A 23,408-nucleotide genomic window follows, 5' to 3' on the forward strand; every position below is an offset into this window, starting at 1 on the left:
CCCCGTTTCCTTTTCGCGCCATCGCAATCAGGGCAAGGCGATTTCCTTGCGCATGACCAGCCCGTCAATTCCGGTGCCATAATAGTTGCGCCTGCGCCCCGCCTCCTGCCAGTCATGCGCGACATACAGCGCCTGCGCCGCTGTGTTATCCGATGCCACTTCCAGAAATGCCGCGAGAGCGCCTCGCCGCCGCGCCTCTGCCTCGAAGCTCGTCAGAAGTGCGCGGCCGACGCCGCGGCGCCGGTCAGTTGGTGCGACGGCAAGGGTTAGAAGCTCTGCCTCGTCGATCACCGTTCGTCCCAGGATGAAGCCCTGATCCACCGAAATCGCGAAACTGGCCGGGTCGGCCAGCAGCGCGGCAAATTCGGCAGTGCCCCACGGGCGCGGCCGGGTGAAGCTGGCGGCGTGGATGCGGGCCATTTCCATCGGGGTCATGGCAGAATGACCGGTCCTTTCGTGGTCGCAGGTGCTGCGTCCGCAGGCCGAAGGTAAATCGGCGCGGGCCGTGGCTGCGGGGTGCCGGCGCGCAGCAGGGCAAGTCGGGCGATGCCTTCGGCGATGCCGACCTGCGGGTCGGCGACAGGGGGGCCGGGCGGGATGTCGTTCAGGGGCGATTGCTGCGGCGCGCTGACCAGCCCGTCGCCGAAGTCCTGCCAGATTGCCAGATCGCGCTTGCCCGGAATGACAACGCGGCAGGGGCGGGGCAGGCCAAAGGCAAGCGCCTCGGTCGCGCCGATGCCAATGGCAGGGATGTTCAGCGACAATGCCAGCCCGCGGGCCGCAGCGACGGAAATACGGATGCCGGTAAAGTTGCCCGGCCCGGTCCCGACCCCGATCAGCGCAAGATCGCGCCAGTTTGCCCCGGATCCGGCCAGCATTTCCTCGATCAGGGGCATCAGCCGTTCGGCCTGACCCTTTGCCATCTCCTCATGGACTTCGGCCAGAAGCTGATCGCCTGACAGCAAAGCGGCCGCGCAATGCGCGGCCGATGTGTCAAAGCCAAGCGTCAGCGCCTCAGGCAATGGGGCGCACCTCGGTCACTTCGGGGATGTAGTGGCGCAGCAGGTTCTCGATCCCCATTTTCAGCGTCATGGTCGAGGACGGGCAACCCGCGCAGGCGCCCTGCATATGCAGATAGACAACGCCCTTGTCGAAGCCGTGAAAGGTGATGTCGCCGCCATCCTGCGCCACAGCCGGACGCACGCGGGTATCGAGCAGCTCTTTGATCTGGCTGACAATCCCTTCATCCTCGCCAGAATGGTCTGCATGGCCGGTCAGATCGGCCGCGCCCTGCATCGCGGGTGCGCCGGACTGGAAATGTTCCATGATCGCGCCCAGAATCGCAGGCTTGATATGGTCCCATTCCGCGCTGTCGGCCTTCGTGACGGTCACGAAATCCGAGCCGAGGAAGACGCCGCTTACACCATTGACCGCAAAAACGCGCGTCGCCAGCGGCGAAACCGAGGCCGCTTCGGCATCGGTGAAATCCGCGGTGCCGCGTTCCAGAACAGGCTGGCCGGGCAGGAATTTCAGCGTTGCGGGGTTTGGTGTCGTCTCGGTCTGGATGAACATGGGGCGCTCCTTTCGTGCTGATATGGGCTGCGCGTCGCGTTCGGTCAACCCGCGTCAGCCGTGCCGCGCACGGCAATCGTTCGCGAATGCAGGGTTGCGACCCGCCCGGCAGGCGGCGAGACCTGTTACGCAATCGCTTCCAGCCGGTCGCGCGACAACTCGGCAGGGATCAGCGTGATCGCGCAGGGCAGCCCCGACAGGTCGCGCAATATCCTGCTGATAATCGGCCCCGGCCCGCCCTTGCCCGGCGCGGCACCCAGAACCAGAACGCCGATTTCGGCGTCGCTTTCAAGATGTGCCAGAAGCTGCGCCGAGGGGTCGCCTTCACGGATGACCAGTTCGGGATCGACGCCCTGACTGTCGCGCATCCAATGCGCAAAGACCTGATACTGAGAGGTGATGCGGTCCTCTGCTTCCTGCCGCATCAACTCTGCCACGCCGATTCCATGCTGAATTGCCTCTGGCGGGATAATAGACAGCACCACGACCCCGCCCTGCGTGCGCGCGGCGCGCATCGCCGCGAATCGCATGGCGTTCTGGCATTCGGGGGATTCGTCAAGCAGGACGAGGAATTTGCGCATAAATCAGCCTCTTCGGCAAAGTTTCGCGTATAGGTTGCTTCATTTGCGCTAATCCGGCAACACATTGGAACTGTTGAGGGTCACGCTTCATTTTACCTCCAAATGGAATGTGTTAACGCTTTGGTAATAAATTCAACGCTTGGGGAGCCGAAGCTTTGACACTGTACCAGAATTGGGATTCAGTCGATCTTCGGCCGGCCATTCCAGAAGCCGAGTTGTGGCACCTGCATCAGGTGACCAGCCCCGACAGTTTCTATCGCCGTCACCTCAAGCGGGCCGTCGATCTGGTGCTTTCCCTTGCGATGCTGGCAATTCTCGCGCTGCCGATGGCGCTGGTAGCTGCCGCACTGCTTATCAGTCAGGGTCGCCCGCTGATCTATGCAGGCGAACGAATGCAGTCGCCGGGCAAGCCTTTCCGGCAGTTCAAGTTCCGCACGATGATTCGCGACGATGACGATGGCGGGGCCACCGGCGCGCATAAACATTGGCGTATCACCCCGCTGGGCCGTTTCCTGCGCCGCACGCGCCTTGACGAACTTCCCCAGCTTTTCAACATCATCGCCGGCGATATGAGCTTTGTCGGCCCGCGCCCGCCGCTTCCGGAATATGTCGAGCGGTTTCCCGCGATTTATAATGCGGTGCTGCAGATCAAGCCGGGCGTGACCGGGCTTGCCACGCTGATCTATCATCGCCACGAGGACCGTATCCTCGCCCGCTGCGATACCGCCGAAGAAACCGAGCGCTGCTATTACGCGCGCTGCCTGCCGACCAAGCTTCGCATCGAACTGGTTTACCGGCAGGCCGCATCGCCCTGGCTGGATTTCTGGATCATGTGGCGGACGTTCCTTGCCGTTGTCGGCTATGACCGCCCGCGCAAGCGCCGCTCGGTCGAGATCATTCCGCCGCCGGGACGCCACCGCCCGCGGCCGGTCGAATCGGTACCGTCGAAATAGACATCTTTGCCGATCCCTCGGACAGCTCGTTCGCATGGGCGAGATAGATCAGCACCTGATTCTTCTCGTCATAGATGCGCTTCACGCGCAGCGACTTGAACACCAGCGACCGGCCTTCGCTGAACACATCCTCTCCATCCTGACTTTTTGAAATGTCGCCGACCGTGATGGGCCCGGTCTGGCTGCACTCTATGGCGCTGTTTGACGGGTCTTCGAACCAGTTTCCCTGACTCAGCCGGTCGATGACCGAGCGGGAAAAATAGGCCAGATGACAGGTCACGCCCTCGACTTCCGGATCATGGATCGCCTCGACCACAATATCGTTTCCGACCCAGTCGACGCCGACTTCTGCCACCTGTTCGGCGAAGCTGGGTGCGGCAAGCAGGATCAGAGCGGGGGCAAGAGCAGCGATTCTTTCAAGCATGATTGTTCCTTTCACGTTGCGGCCTGCCAGTCGCGCACCGCCTCCAGCGGCCAGACCAGCATCAGGATGTTCAGCATCAATCCATCACGAATGTAGTAGGTCGTCACGGCCTCGGCGATGACGAAAAGCGTAAGCGACAACCAGACAGGCAGAACCCGCGCCAGCGCGAAACCGACCATCATGGCCAAGATGTCGGCGACGGAATTGATGACGCTGTCACCGTAATAATCCAGCGAGATCGTCACCGCGCGATACCGCTCGATAATCGCTGGGGAGTTTTCGACAACCTCCCAGATGCATTCGATCACGGTCGCGATGATTAGCCGTGTCCCAAGGCTCAGCCGTCGCGCGACCAGCCAGAGAAGCGCGTAAAAACCCAGACCGTGAAGCACATGTGAGGGCGTGTACCAGTCCGTCAGATGCTGCGAATTTTCGCTGCTCAGCGTCTGTCCATGCCACAACTTCACATATCCGCATTCGCAGATCGGCGTGCGGCCCATGACAAGCAATATGGCGGCAGCAACGACGACGATCCCAAGCGAAATGGCGACCGCCCGCCTCATTCGGCGGGGCCGGGCTGCATATGCTGGGGGCCGTCATCGCCAAGCAGCCATGCGCCGTCGCGATCCAGCCGGACTGCGGATACCGGGCCGCCATACCCCGCCCCGCTGTCAAGATTCAGCCGGTTCCCATAATGCGTCGCATGCTTGATCGCGGTGTGACCATGCACGACAAGCGCCCCGTGATCGGCCGAGGATTCAAGGAAGGGCTTGCGTATCCACATCAGATCGACCGGTGACTGCAGCGACAGGTCGACGCCGGGTCGAATGCCGGCATGGACAAACAGGAAACCGGCGGGATGCAACAGCCAGGGCGGCAGCCCGTCCAGCCAGCGCACATGTTCGACAGGGATCTTTTTCAGTGCTTCGGCGTGCAAATCTTCCAGCGGGCGCTCGAACGCGCCGTCGATCCCATATGACGCGAATGTCGCATCCGCCCCGTTTCGCTGATCGCCTGTCCAGGTGTTTTCGGTTGACGGGCCGGGGTCGATCCAGCCGGGATCATCCATGAATCGCGGCAGCTTGTGGTCATGATTGCCCTTGATGACCGTCCAGTCGCGCCCCTTGGCCTGTCCGTCCATCAGATAGTCGATCACCTGCCGAGAGGCCGGCCCGCGGTCGATCAGATCCCCCAGATGAACGATGCGCGCATCGCTGCCACCATCACGCGCGATAAGGCGATGCGCCTCTGTCAGCGCATCCATGCGGCCATGCACATCGCCAAGCGCATAGATCGGCTGAAAATCGGTCTTGCTGTTCATTTTCTGAAGATACCTGCTGGAATATCAAAGGCCCGGCACTTCAACGGCCGGGCCCCGATATGGTTGCGAACTCGCTCAGACTTCGAAACGAAGCGCGCGCGCCTGCAGGAACTTGCCTGTCGCTTCCAGTGCGGCCAGAACCTCGGGCGAGATCGCTTCGTCCAGATAAAGGATCGCAATCGCGTCTTCTCCATTGGCCGACCGGCCAAGCTGGAAGTTTGCGATGTTGACGCCCATCTCACCAAGGGTGCTGCCAAGCGCGCCGATGACGCCGGGAACGTCCTTGTTGCGCGTGTACAGCATGTGTTCCCCGATCTCGGCGTCCAGATTGATGCCACGGATCTGGATGAAGCGCGGTTTGCCGTCGCTGAACACCGTGCCAGCGATAGAGCGTTCGCGTTCTGCCGTGACGACCGACACCTTGATATAGCCATCATAGACGCCGCCGGCTTCCTGGCGTGTGGTCGCGACCTGGATGCCGCGATCCTTGGCAATGGCCGGGGCAGAGACCATGTTGACCTCAGGGTTCGTCGCCTTCATGACGCCTGCGATGACCGATGCGTTCAGCGCGTTGACGTTCATCTCGGACACGACGCCGTCGTACAGGATGTTGATCGACTTGATCGCTTCATCCGTCATCTGACCGATAAAGCTGCCCAGATGACCGGCCAGCTTGATCCACGGGCCCATGACCTTGGCTTCCTCGGCCGTGACAGACGGCATGTTCAGCGCGTTCGACACGGCGCCGGTCAGCAGGTAATCCGACATCTGTTCTGCCACTTGCAGCGCCACGTTTTCCTGCGCCTCATTGGTCGAAGCCCCAAGGTGAGGCGTCACAACGACGTTCGGCAGGTTGAACAGCGGGCTTTCGGTCGCAGGTTCGGTTGCGAAGACGTCAAGCGCTGCACCGGCGACATGGCCCGATTTCAGCGCCTCGGCCAGAGCTTCCTCGTCGATCAGCCCGCCACGCGCGGCGTTGACAATGCGAACACCCTTCTTGGTCTTGGCGATATTTTCGCGCGACAGGATGTTGCGGGTCTTGTCGGTCAGGGGCACGTGCATGGTGATGAAATCGGCTTTCGCCAGCAGTTCGTCCAGCTCGACCTTTTTGACGCCCAGCTGGTCAGCGCGTTCTTCCGACAGGAAGGGGTCATAGGCCAGCACCTTCATCTTCAGCCCAAGCGCGCGGTCGGCGACGATGGAGCCGATATTGCCCGCACCGATCAGGCCAAGCGTCTTGTTGAAGACCTCAACCCCCATGAAGCGGTTCTTTTCCCACTTCCCGGCATGGGTCGAAACGCTTGCTTCCGGCAGCTGACGTGCGACGGCGAACATCAGCGCGATGGCGTGTTCGGCGGTGGTCACGCTGTTGCCGAAGGGCGTGTTCATCACGATCACGCCTTTCTTCGACGCAGCCGGAATATCGACGTTATCGACACCGATCCCGGCCCGGCCGATCACTTTCAGATTGGCCGCATTTTCCAGCAGCTTTTCCGTCACCTTGGTGGCCGAACGGATCGCCAGACCGTCATAGTTACCGATGATCTCGGCCAGCTTTTCCTTGTCCTTGCCGACATCGGGCAGATAGTCGACCTCGACCCCACGGTCGCGGAAGATCTGAACGGCGGTTTCCGAAAGCTTGTCGGATACGAGAACCTTGGGCATGTGATGCTCCTTTGGGTGAAGGTGCGCCGCGGCACACCCTGCGAATGGGAATATGGATGAGGGCGTAGGGTGCGCTTCAGCGCACCGCTACAAGATCAGGCCTGCGCGGCGATTTCTTCGTTGAACGCCCATTCGATCCAGGGCAGCAGCGCCTGAATGTCAGCCGTTTCAACAGTCGATCCGCACCAGATCCGCAGACCGGCAGGCGCATCGCGATATGCCCCGATATCGAGCGCCACGCCTTCCTTCTCCAGCCGTTTTGCCACGGCCTTCGCGAAGGCTGCACCATCCTTGATGCGATCATCGGTGAATTTCAGGCATACGCTGGTGGTCGAGGCCGTCGCCGGATCTTCCGCCAGATTGGCAATCCAGTCGCGCGAATCGCAGAAATCCCAGACCGCCTGCGCATTGGCATTGGCGCGGTCCTGCAGCCCTTTCTGGCCGCCAACGGATTTCGCCCATTCCAGTGAAACAAGGTAATCCTCGACACACAGCATCGACGGCGTGTTGATCGTTTCGCCCTTGAAGATACCTTCGATCAGCTTGCCGCCCTTGGTCATGCGGAAGATCTTCGGCAGCGGCCATGCGGGGGTATAGCTTTCCAGCCGTTCAACCGCGCGCGGGCTCAGGATCAGGACGCCATGCCCGCCTTCGCCGCCCAGAACTTTCTGCCAGCTGAAGGTGACCACATCCAGCTTGTCCCAGGGCAGCTCCATCGCGAATGCGGCGCTGGTGGCGTCGCAGATGGTCAGCCCGCCGCGATCCGCCGGGATCTGATCGCCATTCGGCAACCGTACGCCCGAGGTCGTGCCGTTCCACGTAAAGACCACGTCGCGGTCGAAATCGACGCTGCCGAAATCCACGATCTTGCCGTAATCGGCGGTCTGGACCTTGGCATCCAGCTTCAGCTGCTTGACCACGTCGGTGACCCAGCCGGACCCGAAGCTTTCCCAGGCCAGCATCTCGACCGGGCGTTCGCCAAGCAGCGACCACATCGCCATTTCAACCGCGCCGGTATCGGACGCGGGAACGATGCCGATGCGGTAATCCGCGGGCACATTCAGAATTTCACGGGTGGTGTCGATCGCTTTCGCCAGCTTTTCCTTGCCAACAGCAGCGCGGTGCGAACGGCCCAGGGGCGCGTCTGCGAGCATGTTCAGATCGAAACCGGGGATTTTGGCACAGGGGCCAGAAGAAAAGCGCGGATTAGCCGGACGCGCAGCCGGAAGCGTATTCGCCATATCGTTACCCTTTCAGGCAAAAGCCCCTCGTTGGGGAGGGGTGTCCCGCCGTGGGGCATACGCCTCTGTCAGCGATACTGCAACAAAAAACGCGTGACGCGATCATGCGGTTTGCCAGCACCGAAACGAAAACAGGCGCCCGTATGGGGCGCCTGTCCTCAATTCTGCGGATCGGATCAGACCGAGTAATACATCTGATATTCGACCGGATGGGGGGTGTGTTCGTAGTTATACACCTCTTCCCATTTCAGCTTGATATAGCCCTCCAGCTGATCCCTGGTGAACACGTCGCCGGCCAGCAGGAAGTCCATGTCCTTCTCCAGCTCTTCCAGCGCTTCGCGCAGGGAGCCGCAGACGGTGGGGATTTCGGCCAGTTCTTCCGGCGGCAGATCGTACAGGTCCTTGTCCGAAGCCGGACCCGGATCAATCTTGTTCTTGATGCCGTCCAGACCGGCCATCAGCAGGGCCGCGAAGGCCAGATAGGGGTTCGCCGACGGATCGGGGAAGCGGGCCTCGACGCGCTTCGCCTTGGGCGATTCGGTCCACGGAATACGAACGCAGCCAGAACGGTTGCGGGCCGAATAGGCGCGCAGAACCGGCGCTTCAAAGCCCGGGATCAGGCGTTTGTAGCTGTTGGTGGACGGGTTGGTCAGCGCGTTCAGCGCCTTCGCATGCTTCAGGATGCCCCCGATGAACCACAGCGCTTCCTGCGACAGATCGGCATATTTGTCGCCCGCGAAAAGCGGCTTGCCGTCCTTCCAGATCGACATGTTGACGTGCATGCCCGACCCGTTATCGCCCTTCATCGGCTTCGGCATGAAGGTCGCCGATTTGCCATAGGCGTCGGCCACGTTGTGGATGACGTATTTGTATTTCTGGATGTTGTCGGCCTGCTCGGTCAGTTGGCCGAAGATCATGCCCAGTTCGTGCTGGCAGGTCGCAACCTCGTGGTGATGCTTGTCGACCTTGATGCCCATGTTCTTCATGGTGGACAGCATCTCGCCACGAATATCCTGCGCTTCGTCGATCGGGTTCACCGGGAAATAGCCACCTTTGTGGCCGGCGCGATGGCCCTGGTTGCCCATGTCATATTCGCTGTCGGTGTTCCACGCAGCCGCATCGGCGTCGATCTGGAAGCCTACCTTCTGCGGGGTCACGGAATAACGCACGTCGTCGAACAGGAAGAATTCCGCTTCCGGACCGAAATAGGCCGCGTCGCCGATGCCAGAGGATTTCAGATAGGCCTCTGCCTTGACGGCGGTGCCGCGCGGATCGCGGGCATAGGCTTCGCCGGTATCCGGCTCGACCACGTTGCAGTGAACGCACAGGGTCTTTTCGGCATAGAACGGGTCCAGATAGGCCGATGCCGGGTCGGGCATAAGCTTCATGTCGGACTGGTCAATCGACTTCCAGCCGGCGATCGAACTGCCGTCGAACATGAAGCCTTCCTCGAAGAAGTCCTCGTCCACCAGATCGGCAACCAGCGTCACGTGCTGCAGCTTGCCTTTCGGATCGGTGAAGCGGATGTCGACATATTCGACTTCCTCGTCCTTCATCAGGTCAGTGACGTCTTTGACTTTCATTGGGCCTTTCCCTTTCTGTCTTCATGCCGGAACCGGCCGAGGCCGGTCCCGTAATCTGCTGTAAATCTCAGGTCCGGTCGGATCAGACCGCGTCCTCGCCGGTCTCGCCGGTGCGGATGCGGATTGCCTGATCGACGGGGGAAACGAAGATCTTGCCGTCGCCGATCTTTTCGGTCCGCGCGGCCGAGACGATGGCCTCGACGGCGGCGTCGATCTGATCGTCGGGCAGAACCATCTCGATCTTGATCTTCGGCAGGAAGTCGACGACGTATTCGGCCCCGCGATACAGTTCCGTGTGGCCTTTCTGACGACCGAAGCCCTTGACTTCGGTAACGGTCAGGCCCTGCACGCCGACTTCCTGAAGGGCCTCCTTCACGTCGTCCAGTTTGAAGGGCTTGATGATCGCTTCGATCTTCTTCATCCGGGTGATCCTTCCTGCGCTAACTGTGCTCTGCTTGCCGGGTTTGCTGTCAATCGTCCACGATCTGCGCGTAATTTTCGGGCGTTTGTCCCGAAAAGAGTCGGATTACTGCTGATAGTCAGGTCAACTTGCTTAAATAATGTGCATATCTACCATCTTGCAATCTCCGGGTCCACCGGCAGAAGGTCCGCGCGCCAGTCCGGGCGGGGGTAGCGGTCGGGCCAGTATTCCGTCTGGCGGTGAATCAGGCCGTCGCGCGTTTCGTGGAAGGTGATCGCATGAATCTCCACCTCCAGCGGCGCGTTGCTGATAAGCATGTCAGTGACGACGCGGGCACCGTCGGCCAGAAGCGCGCGTTCCTCGAAGCGCCAGTCGCCGCGACCGGGAAAGGCGTTATTGACCCGCGCATAGGCCGCCGGGCCCTGAATGACTTCCGAGGATTGCGGCCAGAGGCCGATATAGTCGGGCGACAGCCAGCGTTCGGCGGCCAGGGTAAAATCGTTGCCGCGCATGGCCTCCCAGAAGCCGCGCACGATGTCAGTGCTGTTCATCGCCATCTCTGCTCATGCCGTCGGGCTTTTCATGCAAAAAAGCCGCGGCCCAAGGGTCGCGGCTTTCGTCTGAAACTTCAAGCTGGGATCAAAGCTCGTCGAGCGCTTCGACGGCCTTTTCCAGATCTTCCTTCGAGACTTCCTTGTCCTTCACCTTCGCCTGTTCGGCGATGTGATCGACGACCTTATCCTCGAAGATCGGCGCGCGAAGCTGCTGCTGCGCCTGCGGGTTCTGCTGGATATATTCGAAGAACTGACGCTCCTGGCCGGGGAACTGACGCGCCTGCATCATGACAGCCTGCGTGAATTCCTGATCCGAAACCTTTACCTCGGCCTTCTGACCGATCTCGGCCAGCAGCAGGCCAAGGCGAACGCGGCGTTCGGCCAGCTTCTTGTGCTCGTCCGTCGGCTCGATCTCGCCATGGCTGTGGCCATGATCGTCCGGGTGTTCTTCGTGGTAAAGCTGGTGCGCGATCTGGCCGGCCTCGGCCTCGACCAGGACCTCCGGCAGATCGAACTTGACCTGATTGTCCAGCTGGTCCAGCAGGGCGCGCTTCATGACGGCGCGGCTGGCGCCGGTATATTCGGCCTCCAGACGCTCGGCGATCTGCTCTTTCAGCTTGTCGAGCGACTCGGCGCCGAAGCGCTTGGCCAACTCGTCATCCAGCTTGGCGTCGACCGGCTTCTTGACCGCCTTGACGGTGGTCGCGAAAACCGCGTCCTTGCCCGCCAGCGCTTCATGGCCGTAATCGGCGGGGAACTGGACCTTGACCTCGACCTCGTCGCCGGCCTTGGCGCCGGTCAGCTGATCCTCGAAGCCGGGGATGAAGCTTCCCGAACCCAGAACCAGCGGGTAATCCTCGGCCGAACCGCCTTCGAACAGCTCGCCATCGACCGAGCCCTTGAAGTCGATCACGATCTGATCGTCCTTCGCGGCTTTCGAGCCTTTTTTCTTGTCCTCATAGGACTTGGCGTTCTTCGCAAGATTATCCAGCGCTTCGGTGACGGCGGCATCTTCGGCCTTCACGACAAGCCGCTCCAGATCCAGCTTGCCCAGATCGACTTCCGGGATCGTCGGCAGAACCTCGTAGGACACGTTGACGACGACATCGTCGCCCTCTTTCCACTCCTCGCCGTTCTGCATTTCGATCTTGGGCTGCACGGCGGGACGGTCGCCGGTGCTTTCCAGATGCTCGCGCAGCGCGCCATCGACAGAATCCTGCATCGCGTCACCCAAGATGCGCGGGCCGAACTGCTTTTTCAGCATCGCCATCGGCACCTTGCCCTTGCGGAAGCCTTTCATTTCGACTTCCGGCTGGGCTTCTTTCAGCTTCTGATCGACCATCGCGGCCAGATCGGCTGCGGGAAGCGTCATCGTGTAGCCGCGCTTGAGGCCTTCGTTCTGGGTCTCTGTGACCTGCATGTCCTATCCTTCGTCATGGTGCGGGTGGAGGGACTTGAACCCCCACGCCTTGCGGCGCCAGAACCTAAATCTGGTGCGTCTACCAATTTCGCCACACCCGCAATGTCATGCAGCGGGCCAGGGCCCGCCACGAAAATCCGCGCCGTTCTAGCAAAGCGTTCGCCCATGCGCGAGGGGAAAAATCAAGCGATCCCGCGCAGAACGGCCGGGATCAGTTCGGGAAGATCGTCGGCGATCAGTCCCGGCCCGAAGCGGCGCGCGCATTCGGCGTGGATATGGGCCGCGTCGGTCGCGGCATCAAGGGGCGTGAGGCCACGCGCCAGCAGACCGGCGATCATCCCCGCCAGCACGTCGCCAGACCCGGCGGTCGCAAGCCAGGGCGCGTCGGTCGCGTCATTCACGCGGGTTTCCCCATCGGATGCGGCGATCACCGTCCTGGGCCCCTTCAGCAGCATGACCGACCCGGTCTGGCCTGCGGCGGTCCGGGCAGCTTCAACGCGTGCCTGATCCGAAAGCAAGCTGCCAAGATCGGGAAACATGCGCGCGAATTCGCCGCCATGGGGCGTCATCACGACATCCGGCCCCGGCGCAGCCGCGCTGTCCGCAAGCGCCGTCAGCGCATCCGCGTCCAGCACGCAGGGCAGCCCGGCACCAAGCGCCACCGGCAACAGCGATGCCGCCCGCGCAACCCCGCAGCCCGGTCCAAGGCAAATCGCCGTGATCCGCCTTGCGCGAAGGGCATCGGCCAATGCCGCGGGGTCGTCGACGGGAATGCGCATCAGGGCATCCGGCATGCCCGAATGGTCAGGCATGGCGCTGGCGGGCGGTGCCAGCGTCACCAGACCCGCCCCGATCCGCAGCGCAGCGCGCGCTGCCAGACGGGCGGCCCCACCGTGACCCGGCCCACCGGCGACGACCAGCACATGACCATGATCGTATTTGTGGCCGCCCGCCTTCAGCAGCCGCGCCGCCGCAGGCTGCGCGCCGCTCATTCCGGCTTCTGCGCTTGGCCGCTGAGCGCCCGCAGATGCGATTCGAGAACGCCGTTAAGCTCTGCCCCGACCATGACCACGATGGCCGAGATCCACAGCCACATCATCAGCACGACCGCCGCACCGAGCGTGCCGTAAGTCTCGTTGTAATTGGCGAAGTTGCCCGCATACCACGAAAACAGCGCCGACGTTCCGACCAGCCCGATTGCCGCCAGCAATGCGCCGGGCGAAATCCAGCTGAAATGCGCATCATGGCGGCTTGGCCCCCAGCGATACAGCGCCGAGATCGCCAGCAGCAGCACCGCGAACATGATCGGCCAGCGGATCGAGGTCAGCATGTCTTTCGTGCTTTCCGGCAGCGGCAGCCATGCCAGCACCGCCGGCAGGACCGCAATGGCCGCGATCAGCAGGATCAGAAGCACCATCGCCCCCAGCGTCAGCAGCAGCGAAACGATGTTGAGCTTGATGAACCCCCGGCTTTCACGCTGAAACTGCGCGACGTTCAGCGCGTCCATCAGCGCCTTCATCCCGCCGTTTGCGGACCAAAGCGTCGCCAGAAGCCCGGCGATCCCGGCAAAGGACAGGGCGGCGCCGGGCGCCTTCACGATTGCCTCGACCTGGCCGCTGATGATGTCCAGTGCGGATGGCGGAATGAAGCCGCCCAGCTTTTCAAGCTGGCTTTCGATCAGTGTCGGATCGGCCACCAGCCCGAAGATGGAAACCAGCGCCGTGATCGCGGGAAACAACGCGAGCAGCCCGAAAAAGGTAACGCCTCCGGCCACGGACGTGACCCTGTCCTGACCGATTTCGGCCACCGTATCCTTCAGGACGCCCCACCATTCGCGCGGCCGCAGGCCCCAGGGCGATTCAGGCGCGTTCTCGCGCGGGCTTGGCAGGTTTTCCTTGCCGGGACGGCCCTTTCCCGCAACGTCCGGTCCGTCCTGGCCGGTTTGCGTTGCAGGTGATGCGCTGCGGCCGCCGCCGTCGCCATAGATGCGGCGGCGCTCGGCCTCGGGCAGTGGCCCGAACAGTGCGTCAGAGACACTGCGATCGGCTGGCCTTGGCACGGCTGAGCCTACAGATTGTGGTTGCGTTTGACGTCACCCTGCGAGGCCGTGCGCTCATCTCTGGCCCGAGGCTCGGGCGCATTGTCATCGCGCGCATCGCTGCTGCGTGTGTCGAGATAGCCGCGCAGCCGGTCAGCGGCCTGCGTGAAATCGCGCACGATCCCATCGGCGCGACCCGAAACCTGCTGGAACCCTTCGACCGCCGCATTGGCCGCCGTAATCAGCCCGCCGATATTCGTCGCAAGCTTGGTTGCGTTGCTGCTGAGGTTGTCGAAGAAACCCGGCCCGTCATTTGCCTCGGACCGCCGGGCGGCGCTGCGCTGCTGGCGACGCTTCTTCAGGGCCGCGCGGCGGACCTTTTCGGCGCGCTCGTCGAAATCGTCCATATCGGCGCGGGCGCGCGCGCGGACCCGTGCGCGATCCTCGGGCGACATCGCGGCATAGCGCGGCGCCATGCGCGGGCCAGCGACGCTGCCGGAATGGGGGCGCGGATGCGGGCGGTCTTCGTCATCGCCGGCGATTGCGTGAACGACCGCGCGCGTGGCCATGATGCTGAACGCCGTGGTGGCCGCAGCGGCAATGCCGACGCCGCCCCAGACCAGCCAGCGCGACGATGGGCTGCGGGTGCTGCGCGGCAGACCGTCATAGACGCGGTGATCGTCGTCGGAAACATGCCCGCGCGGAACGGGGCGAGGGCCATGAGGGGTGTCGGTGGTGACGTCAGCAAATCGCGACATGGACCATTTCCTTATGCAATCGGTTCAGCGTCAAAACGAAACGAGGGCGGGATTCGTTCCGTTTGACAAAGGTTCACCGGGCAACATTTCCCCTGAAATCGGTCAGCGCAGATGCAACGCAAAAGGCCGCGCCAGTTTCCCGGCGCGGCCCAAGTCAGAAAAGCGTTTGCGGATTACTGTTCCGCGCGGGCTTCGCTTTCGCCTTCGCCCTCGTCATCGCGCGAGGCGGAGCCGATATCGTCGAACAGCTCGGCAATCTCGAATTCGGCGGCGGCATCTTCTTCCGCTGCCAGATCCTGGATCGACTTGCCCGAGGCCTGCAGTTCGGCTTCTTCGGTCGAACGCGCGACGTTCAGGGTGATTTCCGCTTCGACTTCCGGGTGCAGAACGACCTGGATCTTGTGCAGGCCAAGTTCCTTGATCGGCGCGCCCAGAACGATCTGCTTGCGGTCGATCTCGTGACCGGCCTCGGCGGCGGCGTCGGCTGCGTCACGCGGGGTGACCGAACCGTAAAGCGCGCCGGCATCCGATGCCGAGCGGATGATGACGAAGGTTTCGCCATCGATCTTGTCGGCCAGCTTCTGTGCTTCGGCCTTCGATTCGTCGTTCTTCGCGACGAGAGCGGCTTTCTGGGCCTCGAACTGTGCGATATTGGCGTCAGAGGCGCGCAGCGCCTTGCCTTGCGGCAGCAGGAAGTTACGGGCGTAACCTTCCTTGACCTTCACCACTTCGCCCATGGCGCCCAGCTTGGCCACACGTTCCAGCAGGATGACTTGCATCGGTCTTCCTCCTTATTTCACGACGTAGGGCAGCAGCGCCAGGAAACGCGCGCGCTTGATGGCCTGGGCCAGTTTGCGCTGGTTCTTGGCCGAAACGGCGGTGATGCGCGAGGGCACGATCTTGCCGCGCTCGCTGATGTAACGCTGCAGCAGACGGGTGTCTTTATAGTCGATTTTCGGGGCGTTGTCGCCACCGAACGGATCGACCTTGCGACGACGGAAAAACGGTTTGTTCGCCATTGCTCAGATCTCCTCAGTTGTCGCGGTCACGGCGCTCGCGGCGCTCGCCACGGTCGCCACGATCACCACGGTCGCCGCGCTCACCACGCTCTTCGCGCTTCTGCATCTGGACCGACGGGCCTTCCTCATGCGCGTCGACCTTGATCGACATGACGCGCATCACGTCGTCATGCAGGCGTGCCAGACGCTCCATCTCCTGCACGGCGGCCGACGGTGCGTCGGTGCGCAGGTAGGCGTAATGGCCCTTGCGGTTCTTGTTGATCTTGTAGGCGAGGGTGCGGACACCCCAGTATTCGCTGTCGATCACCTTGCCGCCATTATCGGCCAGCACGGTGGAAAAATGTTCGATCAGCCCTTCGGCCTGCGTGTTCGACAGGTCCTGGCGGGCGATCATCACATGCTCGTAAAGCGGCATGTCAGACCTTTCAGTTTCAGGGCAGCTTCAACGGCGGAACACCCCTTCCGCGCCCCGCCACGAGAGGCTTGCCGGTTTCGCGATTGCGGAAGGATGCGGTCTTATAGCGGGGAAATACGGCGATGCAAGGTGATTCGCCGGGGAGATGCAGCGTTCATGGATATGACGGGAAATGGAACTCTGCCCCAAGGGGCGTGTTCAACCCGCAACGAGAAGGAGTTTTCGATGAGCTGTTCATTGTCACGCACCACATCGCTGTTCGCACTGATTCTGGCCAGCGGCCTTGGCGCGCCTGCATTTGCTCAGGACGCCGCAACGCAGGATGCCGCGACCGAAGATGCGACGGCGACCGAAGCCCCGGCGGACGAGGCCGCGACGACAGATGCACCCGCGCCCGACGCGTCGGCCCCTGCCGCGGGATCCGCACCGGCAGATGGCGCCGGCGATCCGATGCAGCGTCCGGGCAATGACGACACGGTGCCCACGGCCGGCACTTATGCTTTCGATCCCGCGCATAGCCAGATCGTCTATTCCTATAATCACATGGGCTTTTCGACCTCGCACGGCTTCGTCAATGGCGTCGAGGGCACGATCACGCTTGATCCTGCCGACATCGCATCCGCGACTGTCGAGGCCTCTTTCCCGCTGGATGCGCTGCGCACGATTGATGCGGAACTGGATCAGCATGTGATGGGACCGGATTTCTTCAACGTGTCAGGCGATGTCCCGGTCGTCACCTTTACTTCGACCAGCGTCGAGGCGGATGGCGATAATGAGGCCCGCGTTACCGGCGATCTGACACTGAACGGCGTCACGAAGCCTGTCGTGCTGGAGGTCGAATTTGAAGGCGCCGGGCTCGACCCGATGACTCAGGCTGAAACCGTGGGATTCAGCGCCGAGGCCGAGATTCTGCGTTCGGACTTCAACCTCGGCGCTTTTGCGCCCGCGGTAAGTGACGAAGTCGAGTTCGAGATCAATGTCGAGGCCAAGAAAGACGGCTGATCCCGGTCTGGTGGCGAATGATTTCATGAAGTTGGGGGGGCCGCGTCGTGCGGCCCCTGTTTTTCGTTCGACTGTCTGTCGCGCAGCGCCTCCTATTTCCGTTCCGGCGTGATATTCAGTTGCGAGAGGCAGCAGAGGTATGGCGATGGCACTGGAAGACGCAAAAACCCAGGTCGATCAGGCCTTCACACGCGACGATCCGCGCGGGCTCAGTTTCGAAAACGCCTTTGGCGGCGCGACCAGCTTTCTGCGCCGCCGCTATACGAAGGATCTGGCCGGCTTCGACCTCGCGGTGACGGGCATTCCCTTCGATCAGGCCGTGACGCATCGCCCCGGCACCCGCTTCGGGCCGCGCGCGATCCGCGAGGCATCGACGCTGCAACCCTATGACCCGCCCTATGGCTGGGGCTACGACCCGCTGTCGGAACTCGCCATCGCCGATGCGGGCGACATGGCCTTCGACTATGCCAACACCCGAGAGGTGCCGGCCCGCATCAAGGCGCATATCGCCGGTCTGCTGGAACAGGGCGTCGGCACGATCACGCTTGGCGGCGACCACTTCATCACCCTGCCGATCCTGCGCGCCTATGCCGACCGGCACGGTCCCGTCGCGCTGATCCAGTTTGACGCCCATTCCGATACCTGGGCCGATGACGACCCCGACCGGATCGACCACGGCACTTTTCTGTACAAGGCGATCCGCGAAGGCGTCGTGGACCCCTCGGCCAGCGTCAGCGTCGGCATCAGGACCGAGAATCCCGATACGCTCGGCGTGACCATCCTTGATGCGCCGTCCGTCCATCGCGACGGCATTGATGCCACGCTGTCGCGTATCCGCGATGTGGTGGGCGAACGCCCGGTCTATATCACCTTCGACATCGACGCGCTCGATCCGGCCTTCGCGCCCGGCACCGGCACGCCGGTCTGGGGCGGGCTGGCAAGCTGGCAGGCGGCGGCGCTGCTGCGCGGGCTGGCGGGCGTGAACCTGCTGGGCGGCGATGTGGTCGAGGTCTCGCCCCCCTATGACACCACCGGCGCAACCGCGATCGCCGGCGCGCATGTGGCGACGGAACTGATCTGCCTTTACGGCTGGACGCGGCGGCCCTAGCCTGATCTTGCTTCGCAACCAGAGGAAGGCAGCCTTGGCACGGACCCTGTCCACCCTGTCGGCGATCTTCGGTGCGGTCTGCTGCCTGATCGCGCTGGCGCATATCGCCATCGGTCCTGCGTCGATCCCGGGCTCCGTCCCCGTCAACGCGACGATGGACAGCGAGGACCGCTTCTATGCCACGCTGTTTCTGGGCTTTGGCGCTGCGATGATCTGGGCGTCGCGCGACCTTTCCGAACGCCGCAGACTGTTTCAGGCTTTGCTGCTGGTGTTCTTTCTGGGCGGTATCGCGCGGCTGATCTCTGTCGCGGCAGTGGGCTGGCCAAACGCACTTTTCGTCTTTCTGACCGTCGTTGAACTGGTCTTGCCGCCGGTTTTCATCTGGATGCACCGGCGCGCCTATCCGGGTTGAGCACCGGATTGCGCCTTGTCGGGCGGGCGGCGCGGCGCTAATTCCGGCGGATGCTGCCCGAAGACCGCCTTCACCAGATCACCCAGCGCTTCGAGTTTCTCGAAGCGAAGCTGAATGCCGGCCCCGCGCCGGACGAAATCGCGGCCATCAGCCGCGAATACGCGGAGCTGAAGCCCGTGGTGACGCAGATCGCGACCTGGCGCAGCGCCCGCGACGGTCTGGCCGAAGCGCAGACCATGCTGGCCGATCCCGACATGCGCGAACTGGCCGAGGAAGAAATCCAGCGCCTGAAAGCGGAACTGCCCGAACTGGAGCAGGCGCTGCGCATTGCGCTTCTGCCCAGGGACGCCGCCGATGCGCGCCCCGCGATCCTTGAAATCCGCCCCGGCACCGGGGGCGAGGAAGCCTCGCTGTTCGCGGGCGACCTTCTGTCCATGTATCGCCGTTACGCCGAAGGGCAGGGCTGGCAGTTCCAGATGCTCGATCTGACCGAGACAGAGCTGGGCGGCGTCAAGGAAGCCACCGCGCGGATCGAGGGCGAGGGCGTCTTCGCGCGCCTCAAATACGAATCCGGCGTGCATCGGGTGCAGCGGGTGCCGGAAACCGAATCGGGCGGGCGCATCCATACATCCGCCGCGACCGTCGCGGTTCTGCCCGAAGCGCAAGAGGTGGATATCGACATCCCCGCCACCGATATCCGAATCGACACGATGCGCGCTTCGGGTGCGGGCGGCCAGCACGTCAATACGACCGATTCGGCGGTCAGGATCACGCATTTGCCCACCGGCATCGTCGTGACCAGTAGCGAGAAGTCGCAGCACCAGAACCGCGCCAATGCCATGTCCGTTCTGCGCGCCCGCCTTTACGAGATGGAGCGTGAGCGCGCCGACAGCGAACGCGCCGCGGACCGCAAGTCGCAGGTCGGCAGCGGCGACCGGTCTGAACGCATCCGCACCTATAACTTCCCGCAGGGCCGGATGACGGATCACCGTATCAATCTGACGCTTTACGCGCTCGACCGGGTGATGCAGGGCGATCTGACCGAAATCATCGACGCGCTGACCGCGCACGATCAGGCGGCGAAGCTGGCGGCGCAGGAATGACCGCGCCCACGGGGATGCAGCTTTGTCTTGCCGCGCAGACCCGGTTCGAAGCGGCGGGCATCGACAGCGCGGCGCTGGACGCCTCGACGCTTTTTCAGCATGCGCTGCACCAGGCCCTTGGCAACCGCGTGAAGCATCACCATATGGCGCAGCACCTGATGGACCGGGCCGAACCTGACCTGATCGCGGCCTATGAACAGCTTGTCAGCGCCCGCGAAAAGCGCCAGCCGATCAGCCAGATCATCGGCAGGCGCGCCTTCTGGAACCATGATTTCGCCGTGACCGGCGACACGCTGGACCCGCGTCCCGATACCGAAACGCTGATCGAGGCGGCGCTGAAGCTCGGCTGGCGCTCGGTTCTCGATCTTGGCACCGGCACCGGCGCGATCCTGATATCGCTTCTGGCCGAACGCCCCGGCGCGACGGGCATGGGAACCGATCTGTCAGCATCGGCACTGGCCGTTGCGCGTGACAATGCCGCGCGGATCGGCGTCGAGGCCACTTTCGCGGCAGCCGACTGGTTTGACGGTGTGACCGGCAGGTTCGACCTGATCGTGTCGAACCCGCCCTATATCGCGCTGTCGGAAATGGGCGGGCTTCAGCCAGAGGTCCGCGATTGGGAACCGCATTCCGCGCTGACCGATTTCGGCGACGGTCTGTCGGCCTATCGCGCGATTGCGGCGGATGCCGCGGCCCATCTGACCCCCGGCGGCCATCTTCTGGCCGAGATCGGGTGGCAGCAGGCGAATGACGTTACGGCAATTTTTGTGTCCGCAGGCGCAGATGTCGCGACCCTCAAGGATCTGAACGGTCACGATAGGGTTATTCACGCTCAATTCGGCGGAAAATCGACCTGAATTGGCCTTTCTTTGCCGAATCTGGCGCGATATTGACCGGAGCGCGCAATTTTTTTCTTGTATCGGTCCCTGAGCCGTGCTTATTCGAAACAGATGCAGGTGGACGTGCTCCACCGCATTGACCAGCCACGACATCGCTAAGTCTGGATGCGGAAGATGCCGCACAACAGGCCTAAGCAAACACCGCTGGTGAGGAACAATTCCAGACGACTGGATAAAGTCAGACAGATGAGATCATCGAAATCCCGTTCGCGTTCGAAGTCGAACCGTCAGCGTTCGCTTGGCAATATTGTTAATCGCGTGTTCGATTCCTCCGGGCCGGAAGGCAAGGTGCGCGGCACGCCGCAGCAGATTATCGACAAATACCTTGCGCTTGCGCGTGATGCGCAGCTTTCAAACGACCGTGTGGCGGAACAGGCGTTCCTGCAGCACGCTGAACACTATACCCGCATGCTGGGCGAAGCGCAGCGAGAGCAGGCAGAGCGTCAGCAGAATCATCAGCAGCACCAGAATCAGAACCAGAATCAGAATCGCGGCTATGACGACGATCGCGACAATTCTGGCGGTCAGGGAAGCCACGGCCATAACGCCCAGCCCCGCGACGATGATGGGCAGCAGAATCAACCTGCCGCGGATCAGTCGCGCGCGCCCGACCAGCCGTCACAGGGCGAAGGACAGGCCCCGGCCCCGGCGCGTCGCAACTCGCGCCAGAACCAGAACCAGAACCAGCAACAATCGCAGGGCCAGCTTCAGTCGGACAGCGATGCCGCCGGGCTGCCTGATCCGGTGAACCTTGACGATACTTCGGACGAGGTGCGGGTCGAAACGCCTGAAGAAAAGGCCCCGGCCCGCCGTCCCCGCGCACCGCGCGCAGCGGCAGCACCCCGTGCCGCTTCGGCACCGCGCACGCGCCGCAAAGCTGCGCCCGAGCCGCAGGAAGGCGCCGCGCCCGCAGCCGACGGGACTGAGCCCGCCTGATCGAAGGGCTTCAATCTGAACGACGATGACGGGCCGCAGATGCGGCCCGTTGCTTTTTGCCCTTCACCTGATCGCGATGAAGATCTGCCCCGCTGTGTGACCCTGGGGCAATTTGCCTTGACCGCCGCCGGGATCGGCGTTCGACTGGACCCGATTTCAAGCAATCGTGAAGGAGGGGTCTTCGATGATTCTGTTGGAAAAAATTCGCGCGGCGGGCTTTGGCGCGCTTGCGCTCGCAACCGGTGCCGCACTTCCTGCCGCCGCGCAGGAAGCGGCGATCTATTCGGGCATGGACCGCGTGCATCCGGTCTGGGCGGAAAGCGGCATGGTTTCGGCCCAGGAACGTGTCGCCGCCGAAGTCGGGCGCGACATCCTCGCGGCTGGCGGCAACGCCGTCGATGCCGGTGTGGCCGTGGCCTTCGCGCTTGCTGTCACGCTGCCGCGCGCCGGCAATCTGGGCGGCGGCGGCTTCATGCTGGTCCATGACGCCGAAACCGGCGAAACCCATGCCATCGACTATCGCGAAATGGCCCCCGCCGGTGCCACCCGCGACATGTTCCTTGACGCGGCGGGCGAAGCTGACAGCGAATTGTCGCGCTATTCCGGCGCGGCGTCGGGCGTGCCGGGCACCGTTGCGGGCATGAGGATGGCCCTTGACGAATACGGCTCCATGTCGTGGGCGGATGTGATCGCCCCCGCGATCCGTCTGGCCGAGGAAGGCATCACCGTCACCCCCGACCTCGCCGACAGCCTTGAAGCCTCGCAAGAGCGGCTGACGAAATACCCTTCCGCCGCCGCGATCTTTTACAAGGACGGCGGCGAATTCTATCGCCCCGGCGACAATTTCGTGCAGGCCGATCTTGCCGCGACGCTGAAAACCATTGCCGAACAGGGGCCTGACGGCTTCTACAAGGGCCCGGTCGCCGAGGCGATCGCCAAATCCGTGACCGATGCCGGCGGCAACATGACCGTCGAGGATCTGGCGAATTACAAGGCGATCAACCGCGAGCCCGTGAAGGGCACCTATCGCGGCTATGAAATCGTCTCGATGCCGCCGCCATCCTCGGGCGGGGTTCATCTTGTCCAGATCCTGAACACCCTCGAAGGCTATCCCATCGGGGCGCTTGGCGAAAATTCGGCCGAGACGATCCACCTCATGGCCGAGGCGATGAAGCTCGCCTATGCCGACCGCAGCGAATATCTGGGCGATCCCGATTTCGTCGATGTCCCCGTTTCGCAGCTGATGAGCAAGGATTACGCCGCCGATATGCGCGCCAAGATCAGCGCCAGCTTCGCGACCCCGTCCGAACAGATCAAACCCGCCGATCTCGCCCCCTACGAATCCGACCAGACCACGCATTTCTCGATCATTGACAAGGATGGTAACGCCGTTTCAAATACTTACACGATCAACTTCAGCTATGGATCGGGCCTTGTCGCCGACGGCACTGGCGTGTTGATGAACAACGAAATGGACGACTTTTCCGCCAAGCCCGGCGTCCCCAACGCCTACGGTCTGATCGGCGGTGACGCCAACGCGGTCGAGGCCGGCAAGCGACCCCTGTCGTCGATGACCCCGACCATCGTCAACAAGGATGGCGAGGTCTGGCTGGTCACCGGCTCCCCCGGCGGCGCGCGCATCATCACCACGGTCCTGCAGGTCATCATGAACATGATCGACCACGACATGAACGTGGCCGAAGCCAGCACCGCCGCCCGCATCCACCACCAATGGCTGCCGGACGAGCTGCGGATCGAGGAGGGCATCAGCCTCGACACCCAACGCGCATTGCAGGCCAAGGGCCACACGATTTCCCTTCAAGAGGTGATGGGCTCGACCCAGTCGGTGATGAAGGATCCGGAAACGGGGTTCCTGCTGGGCGCGTCTGATCCGAGACGGGCAGGGGCTGCGACCGTGGGGTATTGAGGAGTGGGGAGGGGCCGGGGAGACCCGGCCCTCGTCAAGTTAACCTAAACTCATTC

At 62.8% G+C, this 23,408-nt stretch carries 27 protein-coding genes and 1 tRNA gene; 8 read left to right on the forward strand and 20 right to left on the reverse strand.

The window, feature by feature from the left end; translation table 11 throughout:
• Window positions 1–27: 27 nt before the first annotated feature.
• The 4 genes from FQV27_RS15540 to FQV27_RS15555 form a co-directional block, all read right to left on the reverse strand.
• Window positions 28–435 (reverse strand): GNAT family N-acetyltransferase, encoded by a 408-nt coding sequence (locus tag FQV27_RS15540; protein WP_147100277.1) that lies wholly within the window; start codon window positions 433–435, stop codon window positions 28–30.
• Window positions 432–1,022, reverse strand: coding sequence for a tRNA (adenosine(37)-N6)-threonylcarbamoyltransferase complex dimerization subunit type 1 TsaB (tsaB, locus tag FQV27_RS15545; protein ID WP_147100279.1), 591 nt, complete (start codon window positions 1,020–1,022; stop codon window positions 432–434). The genes FQV27_RS15540 and tsaB overlap by 4 nt, the downstream gene beginning before the upstream one ends.
• Complete coding sequence (locus tag FQV27_RS15550) at window positions 1,015–1,572, reverse strand: NifU family protein (RefSeq protein WP_147100281.1); 558 nt, start codon at window positions 1,570–1,572, stop codon at window positions 1,015–1,017. Before FQV27_RS15550 ends, tsaB begins: the two co-directional genes overlap by 8 nt.
• Window positions 1,573–1,697: 125 nt before the next feature.
• Complete coding sequence (locus FQV27_RS15555; RefSeq protein WP_147100283.1) at window positions 1,698–2,153, reverse strand: universal stress protein; 456 nt, start codon at window positions 2,151–2,153, stop codon at window positions 1,698–1,700.
• A 155-nt stretch (window positions 2,154–2,308) separates the two neighbouring features.
• Here FQV27_RS15555 and FQV27_RS15560 point away from each other — a divergent pair, with 155 nt between their 5' ends.
• Complete coding sequence (locus FQV27_RS15560) at window positions 2,309–3,106, forward strand: sugar transferase (RefSeq protein WP_246133129.1); 798 nt, start codon at window positions 2,309–2,311, stop codon at window positions 3,104–3,106.
• Here the strand turns inward: FQV27_RS15560 and FQV27_RS15565 are convergent.
• The 16 genes from FQV27_RS15565 to rpsF all read right to left on the reverse strand — a co-directional run bounded on the left by FQV27_RS15565 (window position 3,048) and on the right by rpsF (window position 15,965).
• Window positions 3,048–3,530: a CreA family protein gene (locus FQV27_RS15565; RefSeq protein ID WP_147100284.1), complete on the reverse strand. Its 483-nt coding sequence runs from the start codon at window positions 3,528–3,530 to the stop codon at window positions 3,048–3,050. The genes FQV27_RS15560 and FQV27_RS15565 overlap by 59 nt on opposite strands.
• Before the next feature lie 11 nt (window positions 3,531–3,541).
• Entirely contained in the window at window positions 3,542–4,093 is a 552-nt protein-coding gene (locus tag FQV27_RS15570; RefSeq protein ID WP_147100286.1) for a DUF2585 domain-containing protein, read from the reverse strand.
• On the reverse strand, window positions 4,090–4,851 hold the full coding sequence (locus tag FQV27_RS15575) for a metallophosphoesterase (protein WP_147100288.1): 762 nt from the start codon (window positions 4,849–4,851) through the stop codon (window positions 4,090–4,092). The genes FQV27_RS15570 and FQV27_RS15575 overlap by 4 nt, the downstream gene beginning before the upstream one ends.
• A gap of 75 nt (window positions 4,852–4,926) precedes the next feature.
• Window positions 4,927–6,516 (reverse strand): phosphoglycerate dehydrogenase, encoded by a 1,590-nt coding sequence (gene serA / locus FQV27_RS15580; protein WP_147100290.1) that lies wholly within the window; start codon window positions 6,514–6,516, stop codon window positions 4,927–4,929.
• 95 nt (window positions 6,517–6,611) lie between these two features.
• Window positions 6,612–7,757, reverse strand: a complete 1,146-nt coding sequence (locus tag FQV27_RS15585) for a phosphoserine transaminase (RefSeq protein ID WP_147100292.1) — start codon at window positions 7,755–7,757, stop codon at window positions 6,612–6,614.
• A 176-nt stretch (window positions 7,758–7,933) separates the two neighbouring features.
• Complete coding sequence (glnA, locus tag FQV27_RS15590; RefSeq protein ID WP_147100294.1) at window positions 7,934–9,340, reverse strand: type I glutamate--ammonia ligase; 1,407 nt, start codon at window positions 9,338–9,340, stop codon at window positions 7,934–7,936.
• A gap of 82 nt (window positions 9,341–9,422) precedes the next feature.
• Window positions 9,423–9,761 (reverse strand): P-II family nitrogen regulator, encoded by a 339-nt coding sequence (locus FQV27_RS15595; protein ID WP_147100297.1) that lies wholly within the window; start codon window positions 9,759–9,761, stop codon window positions 9,423–9,425.
• Between the two features lie 149 nt (window positions 9,762–9,910).
• Window positions 9,911–10,312: a nuclear transport factor 2 family protein gene (locus FQV27_RS15600; RefSeq protein ID WP_186827325.1), complete on the reverse strand. Its 402-nt coding sequence runs from the start codon at window positions 10,310–10,312 to the stop codon at window positions 9,911–9,913.
• A gap of 88 nt (window positions 10,313–10,400) precedes the next feature.
• Complete coding sequence (tig, locus tag FQV27_RS15605; protein ID WP_147100300.1) at window positions 10,401–11,735, reverse strand: trigger factor; 1,335 nt, start codon at window positions 11,733–11,735, stop codon at window positions 10,401–10,403.
• Between the two features lie 16 nt (window positions 11,736–11,751).
• A tRNA-Leu gene (locus tag FQV27_RS15610) sits at window positions 11,752–11,836 on the reverse strand.
• A gap of 81 nt (window positions 11,837–11,917) precedes the next feature.
• Complete coding sequence (locus FQV27_RS15615; protein WP_147100302.1) at window positions 11,918–12,727, reverse strand: NAD(P)H-hydrate dehydratase; 810 nt, start codon at window positions 12,725–12,727, stop codon at window positions 11,918–11,920.
• The gene (locus tag FQV27_RS15620; RefSeq protein WP_147100304.1) at window positions 12,724–13,794 is read right to left on the reverse strand and encodes a YihY/virulence factor BrkB family protein; all 1,071 of its coding nucleotides are present in this window, start codon (window positions 13,792–13,794) and stop codon (window positions 12,724–12,726) included. The genes FQV27_RS15615 and FQV27_RS15620 overlap by 4 nt, the downstream gene beginning before the upstream one ends.
• 8 nt (window positions 13,795–13,802) lie before the next feature.
• Window positions 13,803–14,531, reverse strand: coding sequence for a hypothetical protein (locus FQV27_RS15625; protein WP_147100306.1), 729 nt, complete (start codon window positions 14,529–14,531; stop codon window positions 13,803–13,805).
• 173 nt (window positions 14,532–14,704) lie between these two features.
• Window positions 14,705–15,310 (reverse strand): 50S ribosomal protein L9, encoded by a 606-nt coding sequence (gene rplI / locus FQV27_RS15630; protein ID WP_147100308.1) that lies wholly within the window; start codon window positions 15,308–15,310, stop codon window positions 14,705–14,707.
• Window positions 15,311–15,322: 12 nt separating this feature from the next.
• Window positions 15,323–15,550 (reverse strand): 30S ribosomal protein S18, encoded by a 228-nt coding sequence (gene rpsR, locus FQV27_RS15635; protein WP_090520233.1) that lies wholly within the window; start codon window positions 15,548–15,550, stop codon window positions 15,323–15,325.
• A gap of 13 nt (window positions 15,551–15,563) precedes the next feature.
• Window positions 15,564–15,965, reverse strand: coding sequence for a 30S ribosomal protein S6 (gene rpsF / locus FQV27_RS15640; RefSeq protein WP_147100310.1), 402 nt, complete (start codon window positions 15,963–15,965; stop codon window positions 15,564–15,566).
• 225 nt (window positions 15,966–16,190) lie between these two features.
• Here rpsF and FQV27_RS15645 point away from each other — a divergent pair, with 225 nt between their 5' ends.
• The 7 genes from FQV27_RS15645 (at window position 16,191) to ggt (ending at window position 23,352) form a co-directional block, all read left to right on the forward strand.
• Window positions 16,191–16,967, forward strand: coding sequence for a YceI family protein (locus tag FQV27_RS15645; protein ID WP_246133130.1), 777 nt, complete (start codon window positions 16,191–16,193; stop codon window positions 16,965–16,967).
• A 145-nt stretch (window positions 16,968–17,112) separates the two neighbouring features.
• Entirely contained in the window at window positions 17,113–18,075 is a 963-nt protein-coding gene (gene speB, locus FQV27_RS15650) for an agmatinase (RefSeq protein WP_147100312.1), read from the forward strand.
• Between the two features lie 34 nt (window positions 18,076–18,109).
• Window positions 18,110–18,487 (forward strand): DUF4345 domain-containing protein, encoded by a 378-nt coding sequence (locus FQV27_RS15655; RefSeq protein ID WP_186827326.1) that lies wholly within the window; start codon window positions 18,110–18,112, stop codon window positions 18,485–18,487.
• Window positions 18,488–18,537: 50 nt separating this feature from the next.
• Window positions 18,538–19,590, forward strand: a complete 1,053-nt coding sequence (prfA, locus tag FQV27_RS15660; protein WP_147100317.1) for a peptide chain release factor 1 — start codon at window positions 18,538–18,540, stop codon at window positions 19,588–19,590.
• The gene (gene prmC, locus FQV27_RS15665) at window positions 19,587–20,447 is read left to right on the forward strand and encodes a peptide chain release factor N(5)-glutamine methyltransferase (protein WP_246133131.1); all 861 of its coding nucleotides are present in this window, start codon (window positions 19,587–19,589) and stop codon (window positions 20,445–20,447) included. Before prfA ends, prmC begins: the two co-directional genes overlap by 4 nt.
• Window positions 20,448–20,675: 228 nt before the next feature.
• Complete coding sequence (locus tag FQV27_RS15670; protein WP_147100320.1) at window positions 20,676–21,425, forward strand: DUF4167 domain-containing protein; 750 nt, start codon at window positions 20,676–20,678, stop codon at window positions 21,423–21,425.
• Between the two features lie 184 nt (window positions 21,426–21,609).
• A complete protein-coding gene (gene ggt, locus FQV27_RS15675) occupies window positions 21,610–23,352 on the forward strand; it encodes a gamma-glutamyltransferase (RefSeq protein WP_147100322.1) in 1,743 nt (580 codons plus the stop codon).
• Window positions 23,353–23,408: the final 56 nt, after the last annotated feature.

This window comes from Paracoccus aurantiacus (genome assembly GCF_007993065.1).
In the GTDB taxonomy this organism is placed as follows: Bacteria; Pseudomonadota; Alphaproteobacteria; order Rhodobacterales; family Rhodobacteraceae; genus Paracoccus; species Paracoccus aurantiacus.